This window comes from Stenotrophomonas sp. FBCC-B152 (genome assembly GCF_059134105.1).
Genome location: NZ_CP101442.1, coordinates 1,515,542 through 1,533,708, shown reverse-complemented (window position 1 = coordinate 1,533,708; position 18,167 = coordinate 1,515,542). Strand labels below are relative to the sequence as shown.

General features: G+C 67.2%; 17 protein-coding genes. All 17 read left to right on the top strand.

What is annotated here, in order from left to right; all coding sequences use genetic code 11:
* Positions 1-140 precede the first annotated feature (140 nt).
* Positions 141-1,370: a flagellin gene (locus NMB40_RS07330; protein WP_494360603.1), complete on the top strand. Its 1,230-nt coding sequence runs from the start codon at positions 141-143 to the stop codon at positions 1,368-1,370.
* 196 nt (positions 1,371-1,566) lie between these two features.
* The gene (locus NMB40_RS07325) at positions 1,567-2,808 is read left to right on the top strand and encodes a flagellin (RefSeq protein ID WP_494360602.1); all 1,242 of its coding nucleotides are present in this window, start codon (positions 1,567-1,569) and stop codon (positions 2,806-2,808) included.
* A gap of 210 nt (positions 2,809-3,018) precedes the next feature.
* Entirely contained in the window at positions 3,019-4,239 is a 1,221-nt protein-coding gene (locus tag NMB40_RS07320; protein WP_494360601.1) for a flagellin, read from the top strand.
* 205 nt (positions 4,240-4,444) lie between these two features.
* A complete protein-coding gene (gene fliD, locus NMB40_RS07315) occupies positions 4,445-5,803 on the top strand; it encodes a flagellar filament capping protein FliD (protein WP_494360600.1) in 1,359 nt (452 codons plus the stop codon).
* Positions 5,804-5,904: 101 nt separating this feature from the next.
* On the top strand, positions 5,905-6,321 hold the full coding sequence (fliS, locus tag NMB40_RS07310; RefSeq protein WP_282245239.1) for a flagellar export chaperone FliS: 417 nt from the start codon (positions 5,905-5,907) through the stop codon (positions 6,319-6,321).
* Positions 6,321-6,635, top strand: coding sequence for a hypothetical protein (locus NMB40_RS07305; protein ID WP_282245241.1), 315 nt, complete (start codon positions 6,321-6,323; stop codon positions 6,633-6,635). Before fliS ends, NMB40_RS07305 begins: the two co-directional genes overlap by 1 nt.
* On the top strand, positions 6,632-7,216 hold the full coding sequence (locus NMB40_RS07300; protein ID WP_282245243.1) for a PilZ domain-containing protein: 585 nt from the start codon (positions 6,632-6,634) through the stop codon (positions 7,214-7,216). Before NMB40_RS07305 ends, NMB40_RS07300 begins: the two co-directional genes overlap by 4 nt.
* A gap of 56 nt (positions 7,217-7,272) precedes the next feature.
* Entirely contained in the window at positions 7,273-7,905 is a 633-nt protein-coding gene (locus NMB40_RS07295) for a response regulator (RefSeq protein WP_282245246.1), read from the top strand.
* Positions 7,906-8,168: 263 nt separating this feature from the next.
* Positions 8,169-9,578, top strand: coding sequence for an RNA polymerase factor sigma-54 (gene rpoN / locus NMB40_RS07290; protein WP_494360599.1), 1,410 nt, complete (start codon positions 8,169-8,171; stop codon positions 9,576-9,578).
* Between the two features lie 14 nt (positions 9,579-9,592).
* Entirely contained in the window at positions 9,593-9,970 is a 378-nt protein-coding gene (locus NMB40_RS07285; protein ID WP_282245251.1) for a response regulator, read from the top strand.
* Positions 9,967-11,460: a sigma-54 dependent transcriptional regulator gene (locus NMB40_RS07280; protein ID WP_494360598.1), complete on the top strand. Its 1,494-nt coding sequence runs from the start codon at positions 9,967-9,969 to the stop codon at positions 11,458-11,460. The genes NMB40_RS07285 and NMB40_RS07280 overlap by 4 nt, the downstream gene beginning before the upstream one ends.
* A gap of 246 nt (positions 11,461-11,706) precedes the next feature.
* Positions 11,707-12,861 carry a YadA-like family protein gene (locus tag NMB40_RS07275; protein ID WP_494360597.1) on the top strand — a complete coding sequence of 385 codons (1,155 nt, stop codon included), beginning with the start codon at positions 11,707-11,709 and terminating at the stop codon, positions 12,859-12,861.
* Positions 12,862-13,122: 261 nt separating this feature from the next.
* Positions 13,123-13,488 (top strand): flagellar hook-basal body complex protein FliE, encoded by a 366-nt coding sequence (gene fliE, locus NMB40_RS07270; protein ID WP_494360596.1) that lies wholly within the window; start codon positions 13,123-13,125, stop codon positions 13,486-13,488.
* 12 nt (positions 13,489-13,500) lie between these two features.
* A complete protein-coding gene (gene fliF, locus NMB40_RS07265) occupies positions 13,501-15,147 on the top strand; it encodes a flagellar basal-body MS-ring/collar protein FliF (RefSeq protein ID WP_494360595.1) in 1,647 nt (548 codons plus the stop codon).
* On the top strand, positions 15,140-16,156 hold the full coding sequence (fliG, locus tag NMB40_RS07260; protein ID WP_282248265.1) for a flagellar motor switch protein FliG: 1,017 nt from the start codon (positions 15,140-15,142) through the stop codon (positions 16,154-16,156). Before fliF ends, fliG begins: the two co-directional genes overlap by 8 nt.
* Positions 16,153-16,788 (top strand): FliH/SctL family protein, encoded by a 636-nt coding sequence (locus NMB40_RS07255; protein ID WP_095363804.1) that lies wholly within the window; start codon positions 16,153-16,155, stop codon positions 16,786-16,788. The genes fliG and NMB40_RS07255 overlap by 4 nt, the downstream gene beginning before the upstream one ends.
* Positions 16,785-18,167, top strand: a complete 1,383-nt coding sequence (locus tag NMB40_RS07250; protein ID WP_214903414.1) for a FliI/YscN family ATPase — start codon at positions 16,785-16,787, stop codon at positions 18,165-18,167. The genes NMB40_RS07255 and NMB40_RS07250 overlap by 4 nt, the downstream gene beginning before the upstream one ends.

Below are 18,167 nucleotides of genomic sequence, written 5' to 3'. Positions count from 1 at the left end.
GACAAGCGCAAAAATCACCCTGTCGACCCTAAAGGTTCCCGGCGGGGTGTCGTTAATGATTTCAACCAGGGCACATCGCCCACTGCCTCCCCCGGGGCACCCCAAAAAACCGCAATACCTTCGTATCCAGGAGCACGGAAATGGCACAAGTCATCAACACCAATGTGATGTCGCTGAACGCACAGCGCAATCTGTCGACCAGCGGTTCCAGCCTGGCTACCACGATCCAGCGCCTGTCCTCGGGCCTGCGCATCAACAGCGCCAAGGACGATGCCGCCGGCCTGGCCATCTCCGAGCGTTTCAGCACCCAGATCCGCGGCCTGGACGTTGCCGTGCGCAACGCCAACGACGGCATCTCGCTGGCCCAGACCGCCGAAGGCGCGATGGTCGAAATCGGCAACAACCTGCAGCGCATCCGTGAACTGTCGGTGCAGTCGTCCAACGCCACCAACTCCGACAGCGACCGTGAAGCGCTGAACGCCGAAGTGAAGCAGCTGGTCTCGGAAATCGACCGCGTTTCGCGCCAGACCAACTTCAACGGCACCAAGTTGCTGGACGGCTCGTTCTCCGGCGCCCTGTTCCAGGTCGGCGCCGATTCGGGCCAGACCATCGGCATCAACAGCATCGTCAACGCCAGCGCCAGCGCGCTGGGCGGCGCCAAGTTCGATACCGGCACGTTCACCCTTGCCCAGGGCGCGACGAACGGTGACGTCAAGATCACCGGCATGGAAATCAAGGGCGCCGACGGCAATTCCTACAAGCTGTCGGACATCGAAGTGAAGGCCGGCGTCGACCTGGCCGCCACCCAGAAGGCCGCCACCGCCGCCGTCGCCGCCGCCATCAACGAGAAGATGGACCAGACCGGCGTGTACGCCGAGGCCGGCGCCTCCGGTGCGGTCAAGCTGACCTCGGTGCAGAACAACGTGGATGACAAGGGCGTGTTCAACGCCATCGACGTGACCTTCGGCAGCGTCGGCACCACCACCGGTGTTGCCCTGCCGGGTACCGCCTACGCACCGACCAACGCCGCCGCGCAGGCCCTGCTCAAGACCAACTACGCCTCCGACCTGGACATCTCCAAGGTCGCCGGCGCCCAGCAGGCCCTGTCGATCGTCGACAAGGCGCTGACCGCGGTGAACTCCTCGCGTGCCGACATGGGTGCGATCCAGAACCGCTTCACCTCCACCATCGCCAACCTCGGCACCACCTCGGAAAACCTGTCCGCTTCGCGCAGCCGAATCCGCGACACCGACTACGCCAAGGAAACCGCCGAACTGACCCGCACGCAGATCCTGCAGCAGGCCGGTACCGCGATGCTGGCCCAGGCCAACCAGTCGCCCTCGAGCGTGATGAGCCTGCTGCAGGGCTGATCCCTGCACGGCATCCGCTCCACGAAAGACCCCGCCCCGGCGGGGTTTTTTCGTTCCAGCCATTGACACCCGAACATTTTCTGCCGTGGACCCCTAAAGGTTCCCCTTGGCGTGTCGTTATTGATCTCAAGCAGGGCACATCGCCCGCTGCCCCTCACGGCAGCCCAACCAACCCGCATCACCCAGGAGCACGGAAATGGCACAAGTCATCAACACCAATGTGATGTCGCTGAACGCACAGCGCAATCTGTCGACCAGCGGTTCCAGCCTGGCCACCACGATCCAGCGCCTGTCCTCGGGCCTGCGCATCAACAGCGCCAAGGACGATGCCGCCGGCTTGGCCATCTCCGAGCGCTTCAGCACCCAGATCCGCGGCCTGGACGTTGCCGTGCGCAATGCCAACGACGGCATCTCGCTGGCCCAGACCGCCGAAGGCGCGATGGTCGAAATCGGCAACAACCTGCAGCGTATCCGTGAACTGTCGGTGCAGTCGGCCAACGCCACCAACTCCGACAGCGACCGTGAGGCGCTGAATGCCGAAGTGAAGCAGCTGGTCTCGGAAATCGACCGCGTCTCGCGCCAGACCAACTTCAACGGCACCAAGCTGCTGGACGGCTCGTTCTCCGGCGCCCTGTTCCAGGTCGGCGCCGATTCGGGCCAGACCATCGGCATCAACAGCATCGTCAACGCCAGCAGCTCCTCGCTGGGCGGCTCGCAGTTCGACAAGAACTCCCTCACCGTCGGCGCAGCCGGCGTGACCGCCGGCCTGGGCCTGACCATCACCGGCATGAAGGTGACCGGCTCGGACGGCAAGGCCATCGATCTGGACACGATCAACGTCAAGGCCACCGGCACCACCGCCGCCGACATGCAGGGCGCCGCCGCCAAGGCCGTGGCCGCCGCGCTGAATGAAAAGATGGACCAGTCCGGCGTCTACGCCGAAGTCGACAAGGCCGACCCCACCAAGGTCAACCTGACCGCGATCAAGGACAGCACCGACTCGGCCGGCGCCTTCAAGGCCTTCGTGGTCACCGCAGGCACCTGGACCGACACTGCCGCCACCCCGGCCACCAAGACCGCGCCGACCTTCACCACTTCCACCGCCGCGCCGACCACCAAGAGCTTCGCGGCCGGCCTGGACATCTCCAAGGTGGTGGGCGCCCAGCAGGCCATCGACGTGGTCGACAAGGCCCTGAAGGCGGTCAACTCCTCGCGTGCCGACATGGGCGCGATCCAGAACCGCTTCACCTCCACCATCGCCAACCTCGGCACCACCTCGGAAAACCTGTCGGCCTCGCGCAGCCGTATCCGCGACACCGACTACGCCAAGGAAACCGCCGAACTGACCCGCACGCAGATCCTGCAGCAGGCCGGTACCGCGATGCTGGCCCAGGCCAACCAGTCGCCCTCGAGCGTGATGAGCCTGCTGCAGGGCTGATCCCTGCACGTGGTGCGCACTGCGAAAAACCCCGCTTCGGCGGGGTTTTTCGTTGTCGATTTTTCCGCGATTTTTCGCATCTATTGATTAAAGCTTGTTGACAAAGTGTCGCTAATGATTTCAGCCATGGCATGACCTAACGCGTGGCCTCCCCCGCAAGGGGAAAACACCTCTACCACCGGCGACATCATCGCCACCAGGAGCAAGAAAATGGCACAAGTCATCAATACCAACGTGATGTCGCTGAACGCCCAGCGCAACCTGTCCACCAGCGGTTCCAGCCTGGCCACCACGATCCAGCGCCTGTCCTCGGGCCTGCGCATCAACAGCGCCAAGGACGATGCCGCCGGCCTCGCCATCTCCGAGCGTTTCAGCACCCAGATCCGCGGCCTGGACGTGGCCGTGCGCAATGCCAACGACGGCATTTCGCTGGCGCAGACCGCCGAAGGCGCGATGGTTGAAATCGGCAACAACCTGCAGCGTATCCGTGAACTGTCGGTGCAGTCGGCCAACGCCACCAACTCCGACAGCGACCGTGAAGCGCTGAACGCCGAAGTCAAGCAGCTGACCTCGGAAATCGACCGCGTTTCGCGGCAGACCAACTTCAACGGCACCAAGCTGCTGGACGGCTCGTTCTCCGGCGCCCTGTTCCAGGTCGGCGCGGATTCGGGCCAGACCATCGGCATCAACAGCATCGTCGACTCCAGCACCAGCAAGCTCGGCAGCGGGTTCTTCGCCGGCGACTACGTCGGCACCAGCCTGGCTGCCGCCGATGCCGCCACCGCCGACACCAAGTTCAGCGGCCTGCAGATCTCCTACACCCCCAAGGGTGGCACCGCGCAGACCGTCACCATCGCCGACTTCAACGTGAAGGCCGGCCAGTCGATCACCGCTGCCACCGCCGCCGCGATCAACGAAAAGATGGACACCACCGGCGTCTACGCCTCGGTCAAGAGCGGCGTGATCACCCTGGGCGGGATCAAGGACGGCCAGGCCTTCGACGTCGCCTACGGCGGCACCGTCACCGCTGGCGCCACCGCCGTCACTGCCGCCAACGTCGGCCTGACCGAGACCAGCACCGCTGCCAACAGCGGCACCGTGTCGACCACCAAGACCTCGGTCGGCGACCTGAACATCAGCTCCGTGGCCGGTGCCCAGCGCTCGCTGGCGATCGTCGACAACGCCCTGAAGGCCGTGAACTCCTCGCGTGCCGACATGGGTGCGATCCAGAACCGCTTCACCTCCACCATCGCCAACCTGAACACCACCTCGGAAAACCTGTCGGCATCGCGCAGCCGTATCCGCGACACCGACTACGCCAAGGAAACCGCCGAACTGACCCGCACGCAGATCCTGCAGCAGGCCGGCACCGCGATGCTGGCCCAGGCCAACCAGTCGCCCTCGAGCGTCATGAGCCTGCTGCAGGGCTGATGCCTGCAGAGGGTGCGTAACAGGAAACCCCGCTTCGGCGGGGTTTTTTGTGGACCTGCCCGCTCTGGCATGTCTCTTGCACCTGCTTTGGCATCAGCGCGCCCGCCGGTTGGCGGTGGCGCTCAAGCCTCCCCGTTCCGGGCCGATACCACCTGCAGGAAGCGCAGGCGGTTGCGTGCCCACTTTTCAAGACAGGACTGCAGACATGGCGATTGGCACCATTGGTACCGGCCTCGATATTCCCACCCTGGTGGCCCAGCTGGTCGCCAAGGAGCGCGAGCCCCAGGAGAACCAGATCAATTCCGCCGGCACTGCCGCCAGTGCCAAGTTGTCGGCACTGGCCACCCTCACCAGTGGCATGACCAACCTGCAGACCACCCTGGCCAGCCTGATCAAGAACGCCGACAAACCGTCGTTCAAGACCAGCACCATCACCGATTCCAACTTCACCGCCAGCATCGACACCTCCGACGGCGCCGCCTCGGCCTCGGCCGGTACCCACCAGGTCGAAGTCAAATCACTGGCGCAGGGCCAGAAGCTCAGCTCCGGCGCCTATGGCAAGGATGCGGTCGTGGGTGATGGCACCCTGACCGTGGCCTATGGCGACAAGACCTTCGATGTCGTCGTCAACGAAGACAGCAAGCTCACCGACATCGCCGCCGCCATCAACAAGGCGGCCGGTGGCAAGGGCGTCACCGCCAGCGTCATCAGCGCCGACGACGGCCAGCACCTCGTGCTCAGCGCCGTCGATACCGGCCTGGCCGGCGCCGTCAAGATCACCGCCAGCGGCGGCAACGGTGGCCTCAGCGGCCTGACCTACGACGGCACCGCCGGCTCGGGCATGACCCAGACCGTCGACCCCAAGGACGCCGTGGTGGTCGTGGACGGCTTCACCCGCACCTCCAGCTCCAACACGATCAGCGACATCGTCCCGGGCGTGAACCTGACCCTGACCAAGGCCGGTACCGAGGCGGGCAAGACCCAGACGCTGACCATCACCCGCGACAACACCTCGGTCAAGGCGGACATGGCCACCTTCGTCGCCGCCTACAACGCGATGAACACCGCGCTGAAGTCCACCAGCGCCTACAACGCCACCAGCAAGACCGCCGCTGCCCTGACCGGCGATGCCATGGTGCGTGGCCTGCAGCAGCAGCTGCGCAGCCAATTCAGCACCAACATCAACGGCCTCAAGGACATGGGCGTCACCATGGCCGCCGACGGCAGCCTGACCCTGGACACCGGCAAGATGGAAACCGCCATCGGCAAGGACCCGGACGCCGTCGCGCGCCTGTTCGGCAAGGAAGGCGCCATCGCCAAGCCCTTGGACACGCTCATCAAGAGCAACCTGGACAAGGAAACCGGCACCCTCACCCAGCGCACCAATTCGCTGAACAAGCAGATCAAGGACCTGGAAAGCCGCCTGGACGCGCTCGATGCGCGCATGGAGAAGGTTTCCGACCGCTACACCAAGCAGTTCACCGCCATGGAAACCCTGGTCACCCAGATGCAGACCACCAGCGACAGCCTGACCCAGGCGCTGGCCAAGAAGACCAGCAGCTGATCCGTCGCGGGCAGCGCTCAAGTTTCCGCACCGCACCGCCGATATTCATGGCAGCACCCACCACCTGATGTCTGGCGTGGGTCCCAGAGGAGAAATTTCCAATGTACGGTTCCAGCCGTCAGTACGCAGAGCAGTACCGCAAGGTCGGCGTTTCCAGCGCCGTCAACGATGCCGACCCGCATAAACTGGTCGCCATGCTGCTGACCGGTGCCTGCGAGCGCATCCGCCTGGCCGAAGCCTGCCTTGAGCGCAATGACCAGGCCCGCAAGGGCAAGGCGATCGGCGAGGCCTGTGCCATCGTCGGCCACCTCAATGGCTCGCTCGACCACGAAGCCGGCGGCGACATCGCCGGCAACCTGTCGGCCCTGTACGACTACGTCATGCAGCGCCTGACCGATGCCAACCTGCACAACGACGGCGCCGCCCTGCAGGAAGCCCTGCAGCTGCTGACCGAGATCGATGCTGCGTGGAATGCCATCCCGCACGACCAGCGCCAGCCCGCTGCGGCAGGCGCCTGATGCACGCCGCACTCGCCACCGACGTACTGCAACCCCTGCACGACGCGCTGGACGAGTTGTCGCGCGCCGTCGAAGGTGAAGACCACGACCTCACCCAGCGCCTGATGGACGCCTACGACCAGCAGGTCCGGGCGTACCTGGACGAACACGATGCCCGCATTGACGCCGGCTCCCTGCGCGGGCTGATCGCCCGCCAGCAGCAGGTCAGCATCCGCATGGCCGCCCGCCGCGACGAAGCGGGCACCCACATCACCGCCGACCGACGCGCCGTTCGCGCGTCCCTCGCCTACCTCCGGGCAGAATCCCTGACATGAGCGACCTTCGCCCCAGCGACATCCATCATCCGGCCGAAAGCGAGCTGTTCGATGAAACGCTGAGCTGCGATGTCGCCCTGCCCGCCGAATTCCGCCTGGGCAGCAGCGTGATCCGCCCGGGCAGCGCCGAAACCCTGCTGCGCAGCGTGGCCCTGGTCGAAGATTCCCGGGGCGATGACGGTCATGACGACCGCGGCGAGTCCAGCACCCAGCTGCAGCGCCTGGAAGCCAAGCTGGACCTGACCATGGTCCTGCTCGGTCGCCTGGTGCGGCAGAGCGCGCAGGACCTGGACCTGCGCCCGCTGCGCTGGTCGCGCCGGGGCATCCGCCTGGAACTGGGTGCCCGCACCGGGGCGCCGGCCGGCAGCCTGGGCGTGATCCGCCTGCAGCCCTGCGACTGGCTGCCCGACCATATCGACCTGCCCGTGGCCGTGCTGGCCGAAGCGGCCACCGGTTCCGGCTCCTGTTTCCTCTGGCTGCGCTTCGAGCCCATGAGCGACGGGCTGGAAATGGCCCTGGAACGGCACCTGTTCCGCCTGCACCGGCGGCAGGTGGCGGATTCCCGGCGGCGCGGTCTTTAATAAAGCCCCGCGCTAGGATAATGTGAAGAACTTCCTTTCTTCACATCCCCTCTCCCGTGCGCGTTCTCATCGTCGACGATCACACCCTGGTCCGCGCCGGCCTCAGCCGCCTGCTCCAGGGCTTTGCCGACGTGGAGGTCGCCGCAGAGGCCAGCAATGCGCAGCAGGCGCTGGAAATGGCGCTGCTGCATTCGCCCGATGTGATCCTGATGGACCTGTCCCTGCCCGGCCGTACCGGGCTGGAAGCGCTGAGCGACATCCTGGTCCGCGCGCCCGGCACCCGCGTGGTGATGATGACCATGCACGACGACGCGGTGCACGTGCGCGACGCGCTGGACCGCGGTGCGGTTGGCTTCGTGGTCAAGGATGCCGCCCCCCAGGAGCTGGACCTGGCCCTGCGTGCGGCCCATGCCGGCCAGGTGTTCCTGAGCCCGCAGATCTCGGCCAAGATGCTGGCGCCCATGCTGGGCAAGGAAAAGCCGGTCGGCGTTGCCGCGCTCTCGCCGCGCCAGCGCGAGATCCTGCGCCAGATCGGCAAGGGCGAAAGCAACAAGGAAATCGCCGCCGACCTGGGCATCAGCGTCAAGACGGTGGAAACCCACCGTGCGCGCATGATGGAATCCCTCGGCTGCCGCCGCGCCAACGACCTGCTGCTGTTGGCCGCACGCCACCAGCACGAGCTGGAGTAACCGGCGTCGATTCCCCGACGCCCGCTGGCCGCGCCGGCGATTGCCGTCGGATTTTTGAACCGGACACACCCGCACGGGCCCCGGAAACAGCGACCCCGCCGCGCGCAGCGTCAAATAACCAGACATACCGTCAGGAATCTCCCCACACGCTGTCGGGAACCTGACGACCCCGCTAGGGAACCCCCTGATTTCGCCCCCACGAGATCACAAGCAAGATGTGTTCCATAACGCACCGGGGACTCGGGGCGACGGGGATACACCGCATGAAGCCGATGATGTCGACCCAGATGGGTCAGCAGCTGCACCTCACGCCGCAATTGCTGCAGTCGATCCGACTGCTGCAGCTGGACGGCATGCAGCTGGAGCTGGAAATCCGCCGCGCACTGGAGACCAACCCGCTGCTGGAGCTGGAAGAAGCGCCCGCGCCCGACACCGCCGAGACCGGCGAAGCCGGCACCACGGTGGAAGTGGCCGCCTTCGACGAACTGCCCGAGCCGGCGATGTGGGACGTGGCCGGGGCCAGCTGGCACGACGGCGACGACGACCGCCTGCAGCGCATCGCCGCCGACGAATCCAGCGACCCGCAGCTGCGCGCCCTGCAGCGCCTGTCGCTGGAACTGGATGCGCGCGAACTGGCCGTTGCCCGTTTCTGGCTCGAGCACTGCGACGATGCCGGCTACCTGGACGCGCCGCTGGAGCAGCTGACCCTGCTGGCCAGCGCCCACTGCGATGTTGACGCGGCCGGCGTGGAAGCGGTGCGCCAGCAGATCCTGCACGGCGACCCGGCCGGCCTGGCCGCCCGCGACCTGCACGAATGCCTGTCGGTCCAGCTGCGCGCCCTGCACGGCCGCGTGCCGGCCCGCCACCTGGCCCTGCGCGTGCTGGACCACGGCCTGGAAGCCCTGGCCGCGCACGACTACCCGGCCCTGGCCCGCCAGCTGGACGCCGAAGTGGCCGACATCCACGAAGCGGTGCGCCTGATCCTGTCGCTGCAGCCGCGCCCCGGCGACAGCCTGCTGCCGGACACGGCCGGTGCGGTCATCCCCGATGTGGTGGCCTGGCACGCCGACGGCCAGTGGCGCGTGGCCCTGAACCCGGCCACCAGCCGCCGCCTGAGCATCAACGCCACCTACGAAAGTGCCCTGGCCGATGCCGGCGACAGCGCCCAGCCGCTGCGCGACATGCTGCAGGAAGCCCGCTGGCTGACCCGCGGCCTGTCCATGCGCTACGACACCCTGCTGCGCACCACCCGGGTCATCATCGAGCGCCAGGCCGGCTTCCTTACCCGCGGCGAAGAGGCGATGGCGCCGCTGACCCTGAAGGAAGTGGCCGATGCGATCGGCATGCACGAGTCCACCGTCTCGCGCATCACCACCGGCAAGTACCTTCAGACCCCGCGCGGCACCCTGGAGCTGAAGCACTTCTTCGCCGTGCGCCTGGAAGGCGCCAGCGTCTCCGGCCAGGCCGTGAAGGCCATGGTCCGGCGCCTGATCGATGCCGAACCGGCCGGTCGTCCGCTGGCTGATGAGGCCATTGCGGGACTTCTGTCACGTCAGGGTGTGAACATTGCACGCCGAACCGTTGCAAAATACCGCGAACAACTGGACATCGCCCCGGCCCAGGAACGCCGCCGGCACAATGCCCGCACCCCGCTACTGGCCCGGGTGGGCTGAAGGAAGTACACGACATGAACAAGCTCACCGTCCTGCTGGTCGATGACCACGAAGGTTTCATCAACGCCGCCATGCGCCACTTCCGAAAGGTCGAGTGGCTGGATGTGGTCGGCAGCGCCGCCAATGGCCTGGAAGCCATCGAGCGCTCCGAAGCACTGCGCCCGCAGGTCGTGCTGATGGACCTGGCCATGCCCGAAATGGGCGGGCTGCAGGCCACCCGCCTGATCAAGTCGCAGGATGATGCCCCGTACATCGTCATTGCCAGCCACTTCGACGACGTCGAGCACCGCGAGCACTCGTTGCGCGCCGGCGCCGACAACTTCGTCAGCAAGCTGTCCTACATCCAGGAGGTCATGCCGATCCTGGAGGGCTTGAAGGAGCCGACGCCATGAGCGAGTCGCGCATCCTGGTGCTGGACAACGACGCCGTGCGCGCCGAGCGCACCGTTGGCCTGCTGGAATTCATGGACTTCAACCCGCGCTGGATTGCCGACGCGGCCGATTTCGATACCACCCGCCACCGCGCCACCGACTGGATGGCCGTGATCATCGGCGGGCTGGAGCCGGGCGCGCGCAGCGAAGCGCTGTTTGCCTGGGCCGGCCAGGGCGCGCTGCCGCCGCCGGTGATGCTGATTGACGGCGATGCCGCCGCGTTCGCCCAGCGCCACGGCCTGCATGAAGCCAACGTATGGCCGCTGGAAGCGCCGCTGCGGCATGCGCAGATGGAAGCGCTGCTGCGCCGTGCCAGCCTGAAGCGGCTGGATGCCGAACACCAGGCCGGCGCCGTGCAGGACCAGGGCCCGACCGGCGACGGCGCGGCGGTCAGCGCGCTGCGCCAGATGATCGAGCAGGTGGCCGCCTTCGACACCACCGTGCTGGTGCTGGGCGAATCGGGTACCGGCAAGGAAGTGGTGTCGCGTTCCATCCACCAGCGCTCACCGCGCCGCGATGGCCCGTTCGTGGCGATCAACTGCGGCGCGATCCCGGCCGACCTGCTGGAAAGCGAACTGTTCGGTCACGAAAAGGGCGCCTTCACCGGCGCGCTCAGTGCCCGCAAGGGCCGTTTCGAGATGGCCGAAGGCGGCACCCTGCTGCTGGATGAAATCGGCGACATGAGCCTGCCGATGCAGGTGAAGCTGCTGCGCGTGCTGCAGGAACGCAGCTTCGAGCGCGTGGGCGGCAACCAGACCATCCGCTGCAACGTGCGGGTAATCGCCGCAACCCACCGCGACCTGGAATCGCGCATTGCCGATGGCAAGTTCCGCGAGGACCTGTTCTACCGGCTCAACGTGTTCCCGATCGACGTGCCGGCCCTGCGCGAGCGCAGTGAAGACCTGCCGGCGCTGGTGGCCACCATTGCCGGCCAGCTGGCCCGCACCGGGCGCGGCGAAGTGCGTTTCAGCCCCGAAGCACTGCAGGCGCTGGCCAGTTATGAATGGCCGGGCAATGTGCGCGAGCTGACCAACCTGGTGGAGCGCCTGGCGGTGCTGCATCCAGGCGGCAACGTGCGCGTGCAGGACCTGCCGGCACGCTATCGCGGTGATTTCGCGGTGGCAGCACCGGTTGCGGTGGCCGCGCCGGCACCGGCCGGCGATGACCGCCTGGACCTGCGCAGCTTCTCGTTCCACGCCCCGGCGGCGGAAGCGGACGCCGCGGCGAACGGTACTGCGGTCAATGGCAAGGCACCTGCCCTCCCCGACGCCGGCCTGGACCTGCGCAACCACATGGCCAACATCGAGTTGAACCTGATCAACGAGGCGTTGGAGCGCACGCAGGGCGTGGTCGCGCACGCGGCCCAGCTGCTGGGCCTGCGCCGCACCACGCTGGTGGAGAAGTTGCGCAAGTACGGCATCGAGCGCGACCAGGCCGAACTGGCCGGTTGATGTCCGTTGGACGCAGATCGGCGTAGGGACACGCCATGCGTGTCTGCTCTCCGTCCGGCACCGCGAAGCCGAGCAGGGCGTGGCTCTACCGCCTTCACCTCGCCATGACGGGCACGGGCATAGCGTCGCCAACAGCCGCGTGCAGGGGCTTCCAACACGCTCCGGCTCACGGGGAATCGGGGGATTCACGCAGTTCGCTCGACCGGAAGAACCGGCCGGGTGCGCTGTCACCCGAGGATCTCCGCCATGGATCGTTCCTGGTATCGCATTGCTTTGCGTGGTGTTTCGCGCGCTCCCCTCGCCCGTTCCCTCTTCATCATCGGCGCAGCGCTGGGCGTGTTCCTGTCAACGAGCTCACCCGTTCTTGCCCAATCGGTCTGCAACCAGACCGGCGGCACCGCGCCTACCGCCACAGGCGGTAGTGCATTCGCCTGCGGTGACGGTGCGACGGCCGCAGGTGGCCTGGGAACCGCATTCGGCACCGACAGCGCCGCTAGCGGAGGCAACTCTGTAGCGGTAGGCGGTGTCGCCAACGCGTCAGGTGACTTCAGCAGTGCCCTGGGCCGCAGCGCGGCGGCGACCGCCACCGCGGCTACCGCGGTCGGTTTCAACAGTGCGGCATCGGGCGAGAACTCCATGTCGTTCGGCGCCAATTCCGCTGCAAGCGCGGCCAACGCACATGCCTTCGGCACCGGCAGCGTGGCGTCCGGCGCCGACAGCACCGCGATCGGCAATGCGGCCAGCGCCACGGCTGCAAACTCCGTTGCGCTGGGTGCCGGTTCGGTCGCTGGTGAAGCCAACACGGTGTCCATCGGCGCCGCCGGCGCCGAGCGCAAGATCACCAACATGGCCGCCGGCGTTGCTGACACTGATGGGGTCAATGTCAGCCAGCTGAAGGATTCCGCGGCAACGACGCTGGCTGCCGCGAACACTTATACCGACGAGCAGGCCGATGCCACATTGACCGAAGCCAACACGTACACCGACACGGTGGCCGGCGATACGTTGACGGCGGCCAACACCTACACCGACCAGCAGATCAACCAGGTCGGGGGTTTGGCCAACAGCGCTGCTGCCGACCTGGCGCAGTTCAAGGCGGAGGCCAATGACCGCTTTGCCGGTATCGATGGCAGGCTCAACGGCATGGAAGACAGCCTGCGCAACATGGATCGGAGGATCAGCCGCCAAGGGGCGATGGCCATGGCATCCACACACGCACTGGTCACGCCGGAAGCGGAAGGCTTGAGCGCCCTCGGTGTAGGTGTCGGCCATTCGGAGGGTGAGAACGCGTTCGCCATCGGTTTCCGCCACCGCTTCACGCAGAAGCTCTCCCTGTCGCTCAGCGGGTCCAGGAGCAGCAAGGAAAGCGCCGTCGGCGGCGGCCTCAACGTTATCTGGTAGGGGTTGCAGCTCGGAGCAACCGACCGGCGGCGGCCCCTGGGTCGCCGCCGTTTTTCATGGCGACGGTTTCCCGACGCCGGGGTTCCGTCACCCAACCTGCGTCGCCTTGACGCAGCGGCATTCCGTCGCGCCGGCGATGTAACCGGTTGCGCCGCAGGCCTTCACAGGGCGCCATCACCACAACGCTGAACCACTCAGCCGTTTCGGCACGGGGCTTGCAACGTCATCACTCGAAACCCCCAAACAGCCGGAACGTTCCAGATGTCACACTCCGTCACCTCGATTCTTTCCCAGATCCGCACCTACCAGACCCAGGTAGGCCAGTCCGTCGAGACCCCCCAGACCAACGCCCTGCAAGGGCTGCCGGGGACGCAAGGGCTGGTGGCACCGCAGGACGTGCAGGGCCCGAGCTTCACCGAAACCCTGCGCGGCGCGATCGCCGGCGTCAACGAGGCGCAGCAGAAATCCGGCGCCCTTGCCCGCGCCTTCGAACTGGGTGAACCCGGCGCCGACCTGGCCAAGGTGATGGTCGCCTCGCAGCAGTCCCAGATCGCCTTCCGCGCCACCGTGGAAGTCCGCAACCGTCTCGTCCAGGCTTACCAGGACGTGATGAACATGCCGCTGTAAGGATAGAAACGCATGGCCCTGTCGCTCACCAAGGAATCCCTGAACGCCGAAAAGGCGGGCCAGTGGTTCGACCGGCTGCAAAGCCTGCAGATCACCCGTCGGCTTGGCCTGATGGCGATGATCGCCGTGGCCGTTGCGGCAGGCCTGTTCGTGTTCTTCTGGTCGCAGAAGCCGGGGATGGTGCCGCTGTACACCGGCCTGGACCAGAAGGCCACTGCTGAAGCCACCGACCTGCTGCGTGCGGCGCAGATTCCGTTCGAACTGGATGCCGCCACCGGCGGCATTACCGTGCCGGAAAAGAACCTGCACGATGCGCGCCTGAAGCTGGCCGGTTCCGGCCTGACCGACAGCGGCCGCCTGGGCTTCGAGCTGATGGAGCGCGACCCCGGCTTCGGCGTCAGCCAGTTCATGGAAAACGCCCGCTACCAGCACTCGCTGGAAACCGAGCTGTCGCGCACCATCAACACCCTGCGCCCGGTGCGCGATTCGCGCGTGCACCTGGCCATTCCCAAGCCCAGCGCCTTCACCCGCCAACGCGACGTGGCCAGCGCCTCGGTGGTGCTGGAACTGCGCGGTGGCCAGCAGCTGGAACGCGGCCAGATCGATGCCATCGTGCACATGGTCGCCGCCAGCATTCCCGACCTGGCCGCCGAGCGCGTCACCGTGGTCGACCAGAGCGGCCGCATGCTCAGCGTGTCCGACCCCAACAGCGAAGCGGCGGTCAATGCCGCCCAGTTCGACCAGGTGCGCCGCCAGGAAACCTCGTTCAACCAGCGCATCCGTGAACTGCTCGAGCCGATGACCGGCCCGGGCCGGGTCAACCCGGAAGTCAGCGTGGACATGGACTTCTCGGTCACCGAAGAAGCCCGTGAGCTGTACAACGGCGAGCCGCAGAAGCTGCGCAGCGAACAGACCAGCGAAAACAGCACCAGCACCCCCGGCCCGCAGGGCGTACCGGGTGCCGCCAGCAACACCCCGCCCGGCCCGGCTGCCGCGCCGGCTACTGCCGCCACGCCGACCGAAACCGCGCGCAACGCCACCCGCAACTACGAGCTGGACCGCACCCTGCAGCACACCCGCCAGCCGGCCGGCCGCATCAAGCGCGTGTCGGTGGCGGTACTGCTGGACAACGTGCCGCGCCCCGGCGCCAACGGCAAGACCACCGAACAGCCGTTGTCGGCGGCCGAGCTCACCCGCGTCGAAGCGCTGGTGAAGCAGGCGGTGGGCTTCGACGCCGAGCGAGGCGACACCGTGTCGGTGATGAACGCCCCGTTCGTGCGTGAAGTCACCCCGGTCGAAGGGCCGAAGTGGTGGGAACTGCCGCAGGTGCAGGACGGCCTGCGCCTGCTGCTCGGCGCCATCGTGGTGCTGGCGCTGGTGTTCGGCGTGCTGCGCCCGGCGCTGCGCTCGATCACCGGCACGCCGAAGAAGCTCGGCAAGGACGACAGCCTGGAACCGCACAGCGCCGACGTGCAGCTGGTGGACGATGGCGAAGGCCTGCCCCAGCTCGGTTCGGACCGGGTACACCTTTCAGGCCAAGAGCCGCTGGCGTTGCCGGTGGACTCCTACGAGGAACGACTGCGCATGGCGCGTGAAGCTGTAAAGACCGATTCCAAGCGCGTGGCCCAGGTGGTCAAGGGCTGGGTGGCCAATGATTGATCCCGCCGCCCCCCCGGCCCCGCTCAGCGGCGTCCAGCGCGCCGCCGTGCTGCTGCTGTCCCTGGGTGAAGTGGAAGCGGCCGACGTGCTGCGCCACATGGAACCCAAGGAAGTGCAGAAGATCGGCATCGCCATGGCGACCATGAGCGATATCACCCGCGAGCAGGTCGAACGCGTGATGGACCAGTTCAGCACCGAACTGGGTTCCAAGACCTCGCTCGGCGTCGGCTCGGACGACTACATCCGCAACATGCTGGTGCAGGCGCTGGGCACTGAAAAAGCCGGCAACCTGATCGACCGCATCCTGCTTGGCCGCAACACCACCGGCCTGGACGCGCTGAAGTGGATGGACCCGCGTGCGGTGGCCGACCTGGTCCGCAACGAGCACCCGCAGATCATCGCCATCGTGATGGCCCACCTGGAAACCGACCAGGCCGCCGACGCGCTCAAGCTGCTGCCCGAACGCACCCGGGTCGACGTGCTGCTGCGCATCGCCACCCTGGACGGCATTCCGCCAAACGCGCTGAACGAGCTCAACGAAATCATGGAGCGCCAGTTCGCCGGCAACCAGAACCTGAAGTCGTCCAACATCGGCGGCGTGCAGTGCGCGGCCAACATCCTCAACTTCATGGACAGCGGCCAGGACCAGGCCATCCTGGGCGAAATTTCCCGTATAGATGCGCCACTGAGCGCGCGCATCCAGGAAAAGATGTTCGTGTTCGACGACCTGATCGACCTGGAAGACCGCGAACTGCAGCTGGTGCTGCGCGAAGTCAGCGGCGAACGCCTGGGCCTGGCCCTGCGCGGCGCCGACATCAAGGTGCGCGACAAGATCACCCGCAACATGTCCCAGCGCGCCGCCGAAATCCTGCTGGAAGACATGGAAGCACGCGGTCCGGTGCGCCTGTCGGACGTGGAAACCGCGCAGCGCGAAATCCTGGCCATCGTCAAGCGCATGGCCGATGAAGGCACCGTCACCATCGGCGGCAACGCGGAGGCCATGCTGTGAACCACGCCGTGCGCTGGCTTGCCCCGGACCTGCTGGCAGCCCCTGCCGCCCCGCAGGACGACCATTACGACCTCGACGAACCGGTCGCCGAACACGAGCCCGAACCGCTGCTGCAGCTGCCCACCCTGGAGGAAATCCAGGCGATCCAGGACGCCGCGGAAAAGGACGGCTTCGAACAGGGCCATGCCGACGGCCAGGCCCAGGGCCAGGCCGAAGTGCGCCGCCTGGTGGCCCAGATCGAAGGCATCCTCGACAATTTCGGCCGCCCGTTGGCGCGGCTGGAAAACGAAGTGGTGGCCGCGCTTGGCGAACTGGCCGTGCGCATTGCCGGCACCCTGGTCGGCCGCGCCTACGAGGCCGACCCGGCCCTGCTCGCGCAGCTGGTCGGCGAAGCGGTTGACGCAGTGGGCGGTGCCAACCGCGAGGTCGAAGTGCGCCTGCACCCTGACGACATCGCCGCGCTTGCTCCGCTGCTGCAGCTCTCGCCCACCCAGCGCCTCACCGCCGACCTCACCCTGAGCCGTGGCGACCTGCGCGTGCACGCCGAAGCCGTGCGCATCGACGGCACCCTCGAAGCGCGCCTGCGCGGCGCGCTGGATGCGGTGCTGCGCAAATCCGGAGCCAGCGCATGAACACCGAACCCCTGCCCCCGCCGGCGGCGGACTGGTCGGCCGCACGCAACCTGCGCCTGGCCGCGCGCCTGGACGGCATCCAACCGGATGGCGCACACGGCCGTGGCCTGATCCGCGAAGGCGTACTGCGCCGCGCGGTCGGCCTGACCCTGGAAGCGGTTGGCTGCGAATCGCCGATGGGCGCCAGCTGCAAGGTTGAAGTCGCCGACGGCGGCTGGGTCGATGCCGAAGTAGTCGGCTTCGCCGGCGAGCGTACCTACCTGATGCCCAGCGCCGAACTGCACGGCCTGCTGCCCAACGCCCGCGTGGTGCCCTCGCTGGGCCGTGGCGGCGTGGAAGTCGGCGAAGGCCTGCTCGGCCGCGTCATCGACAGCGACGGCGTGCCGCTGGACGGCAAGGGCCCGATCCGCGCCGAAGGCACCGTCGGCATGGCCGGCGTCTCGATCAATCCGCTCGCCCGCGAACCGATCACCCAGCCGCTCGACGTCGGCGTGCGCGCCATCAACGCCCTGCTGCCGATCGGCCGTGGCCAGCGCGTGGGCCTGTTCGCCGGTTCCGGCGTCGGCAAGTCCACCCTGCTCGGCATGATGACCCGCTACACCGCCGCCGACGTGATCGTGGTCGGCCTGATCGGCGAACGTGGCCGCGAAGTGCGCGACTTCGTCGAAAGCACCCTCGGCGAAGAAGGCCTGCGCCGCGCCGTGGTGGTGGCCAGCCCGGCCGACCGCCCGCCGCTGGCCCGCCTGCACGGCGCCTACCGCGCCACCGCCATTGCCGAATGGTTCCGCGACCAGGGCCTGAACGTGCTGCTGCTGATGGATTCGCTGACCCGCTTTGCCCAGGCCCAGCGCGAAATCGGCCTGTCGGTCGGCGAACCGCCGACCACCCGCGGCTACCCGCCCTCGGTGTTCGCCAAGCTGCCCGCCCTGGTCGAACGCGCCGGCAACGGCGCCAAGGGCCGCGGCTCGATCACCGCCTTCTACACCGTCCTGACCGAAGGCGACGACCCACAGGACCCGATCGCCGACGCCGCCCGCGCCATCCTCGACGGCCACATCCTGCTCTCGCGCCGCGTGGCCGACAGCGGCCTGTACCCCGCCATCGACGTCGAATCCTCGGTCAGCCGCGTCGTCACCGAAATTGCCGACGAACCCTGGCGCCTGCGCATCCGCAAGCTCAAGCGCCTGGTCTCCGCGTATTCGAGCAACCGCGACCTGATCGCCATCGGCGCCTACCAGCGCGGCAACGATCCGGCCACCGACGAAGCACTGGAACGCTGGTCGGACATCGTCGATTTCCTCGGCCAGGACGTCGGCAAAGCCGCCGACCTGCCGCACAGCCAGGCCGCGCTCAAGCGCCTGGTGGAACCTGAGGGCTAA

What these genes read in the sequence shown, in the direction of transcription:
- NMB40_RS07330 (WP_494360603.1), top strand. Translation starts at nt 141, where the DNA reads ATGGCACAAGTCATCAACACCAATGTGATGTCGCTGAACGCACAGCGC.
- NMB40_RS07325 (WP_494360602.1), top strand. Translation starts at nt 1,567, where the DNA reads ATGGCACAAGTCATCAACACCAATGTGATGTCGCTGAACGCACAGCGC.
- NMB40_RS07320 (WP_494360601.1), top strand. Translation starts at nt 3,019, where the DNA reads ATGGCACAAGTCATCAATACCAACGTGATGTCGCTGAACGCCCAGCGC.
- fliD (WP_494360600.1), top strand. Translation starts at nt 4,445, where the DNA reads ATGGCGATTGGCACCATTGGTACCGGCCTCGATATTCCCACCCTGGTG.
- fliS (WP_282245239.1), top strand. Translation starts at nt 5,905, where the DNA reads ATGTACGGTTCCAGCCGTCAGTACGCAGAGCAGTACCGCAAGGTCGGC.
- NMB40_RS07305 (WP_282245241.1), top strand. Translation starts at nt 6,321, where the DNA reads ATGCACGCCGCACTCGCCACCGACGTACTGCAACCCCTGCACGACGCG.
- NMB40_RS07300 (WP_282245243.1), top strand. Translation starts at nt 6,632, where the DNA reads ATGAGCGACCTTCGCCCCAGCGACATCCATCATCCGGCCGAAAGCGAG.
- rpoN (WP_494360599.1), top strand. Translation starts at nt 8,169, where the DNA reads ATGAAGCCGATGATGTCGACCCAGATGGGTCAGCAGCTGCACCTCACG.
- NMB40_RS07285 (WP_282245251.1), top strand. Translation starts at nt 9,593, where the DNA reads ATGAACAAGCTCACCGTCCTGCTGGTCGATGACCACGAAGGTTTCATC.
- NMB40_RS07280 (WP_494360598.1), top strand. Translation starts at nt 9,967, where the DNA reads ATGAGCGAGTCGCGCATCCTGGTGCTGGACAACGACGCCGTGCGCGCC.
- NMB40_RS07275 (WP_494360597.1), top strand. Translation starts at nt 11,707, where the DNA reads ATGGATCGTTCCTGGTATCGCATTGCTTTGCGTGGTGTTTCGCGCGCT.
- fliE (WP_494360596.1), top strand. Translation starts at nt 13,123, where the DNA reads ATGTCACACTCCGTCACCTCGATTCTTTCCCAGATCCGCACCTACCAG.
- fliF (WP_494360595.1), top strand. Translation starts at nt 13,501, where the DNA reads ATGGCCCTGTCGCTCACCAAGGAATCCCTGAACGCCGAAAAGGCGGGC.
- fliG (WP_282248265.1), top strand. Translation starts at nt 15,140, where the DNA reads ATGATTGATCCCGCCGCCCCCCCGGCCCCGCTCAGCGGCGTCCAGCGC.
- NMB40_RS07250 (WP_214903414.1), top strand. Translation starts at nt 16,785, where the DNA reads ATGAACACCGAACCCCTGCCCCCGCCGGCGGCGGACTGGTCGGCCGCA.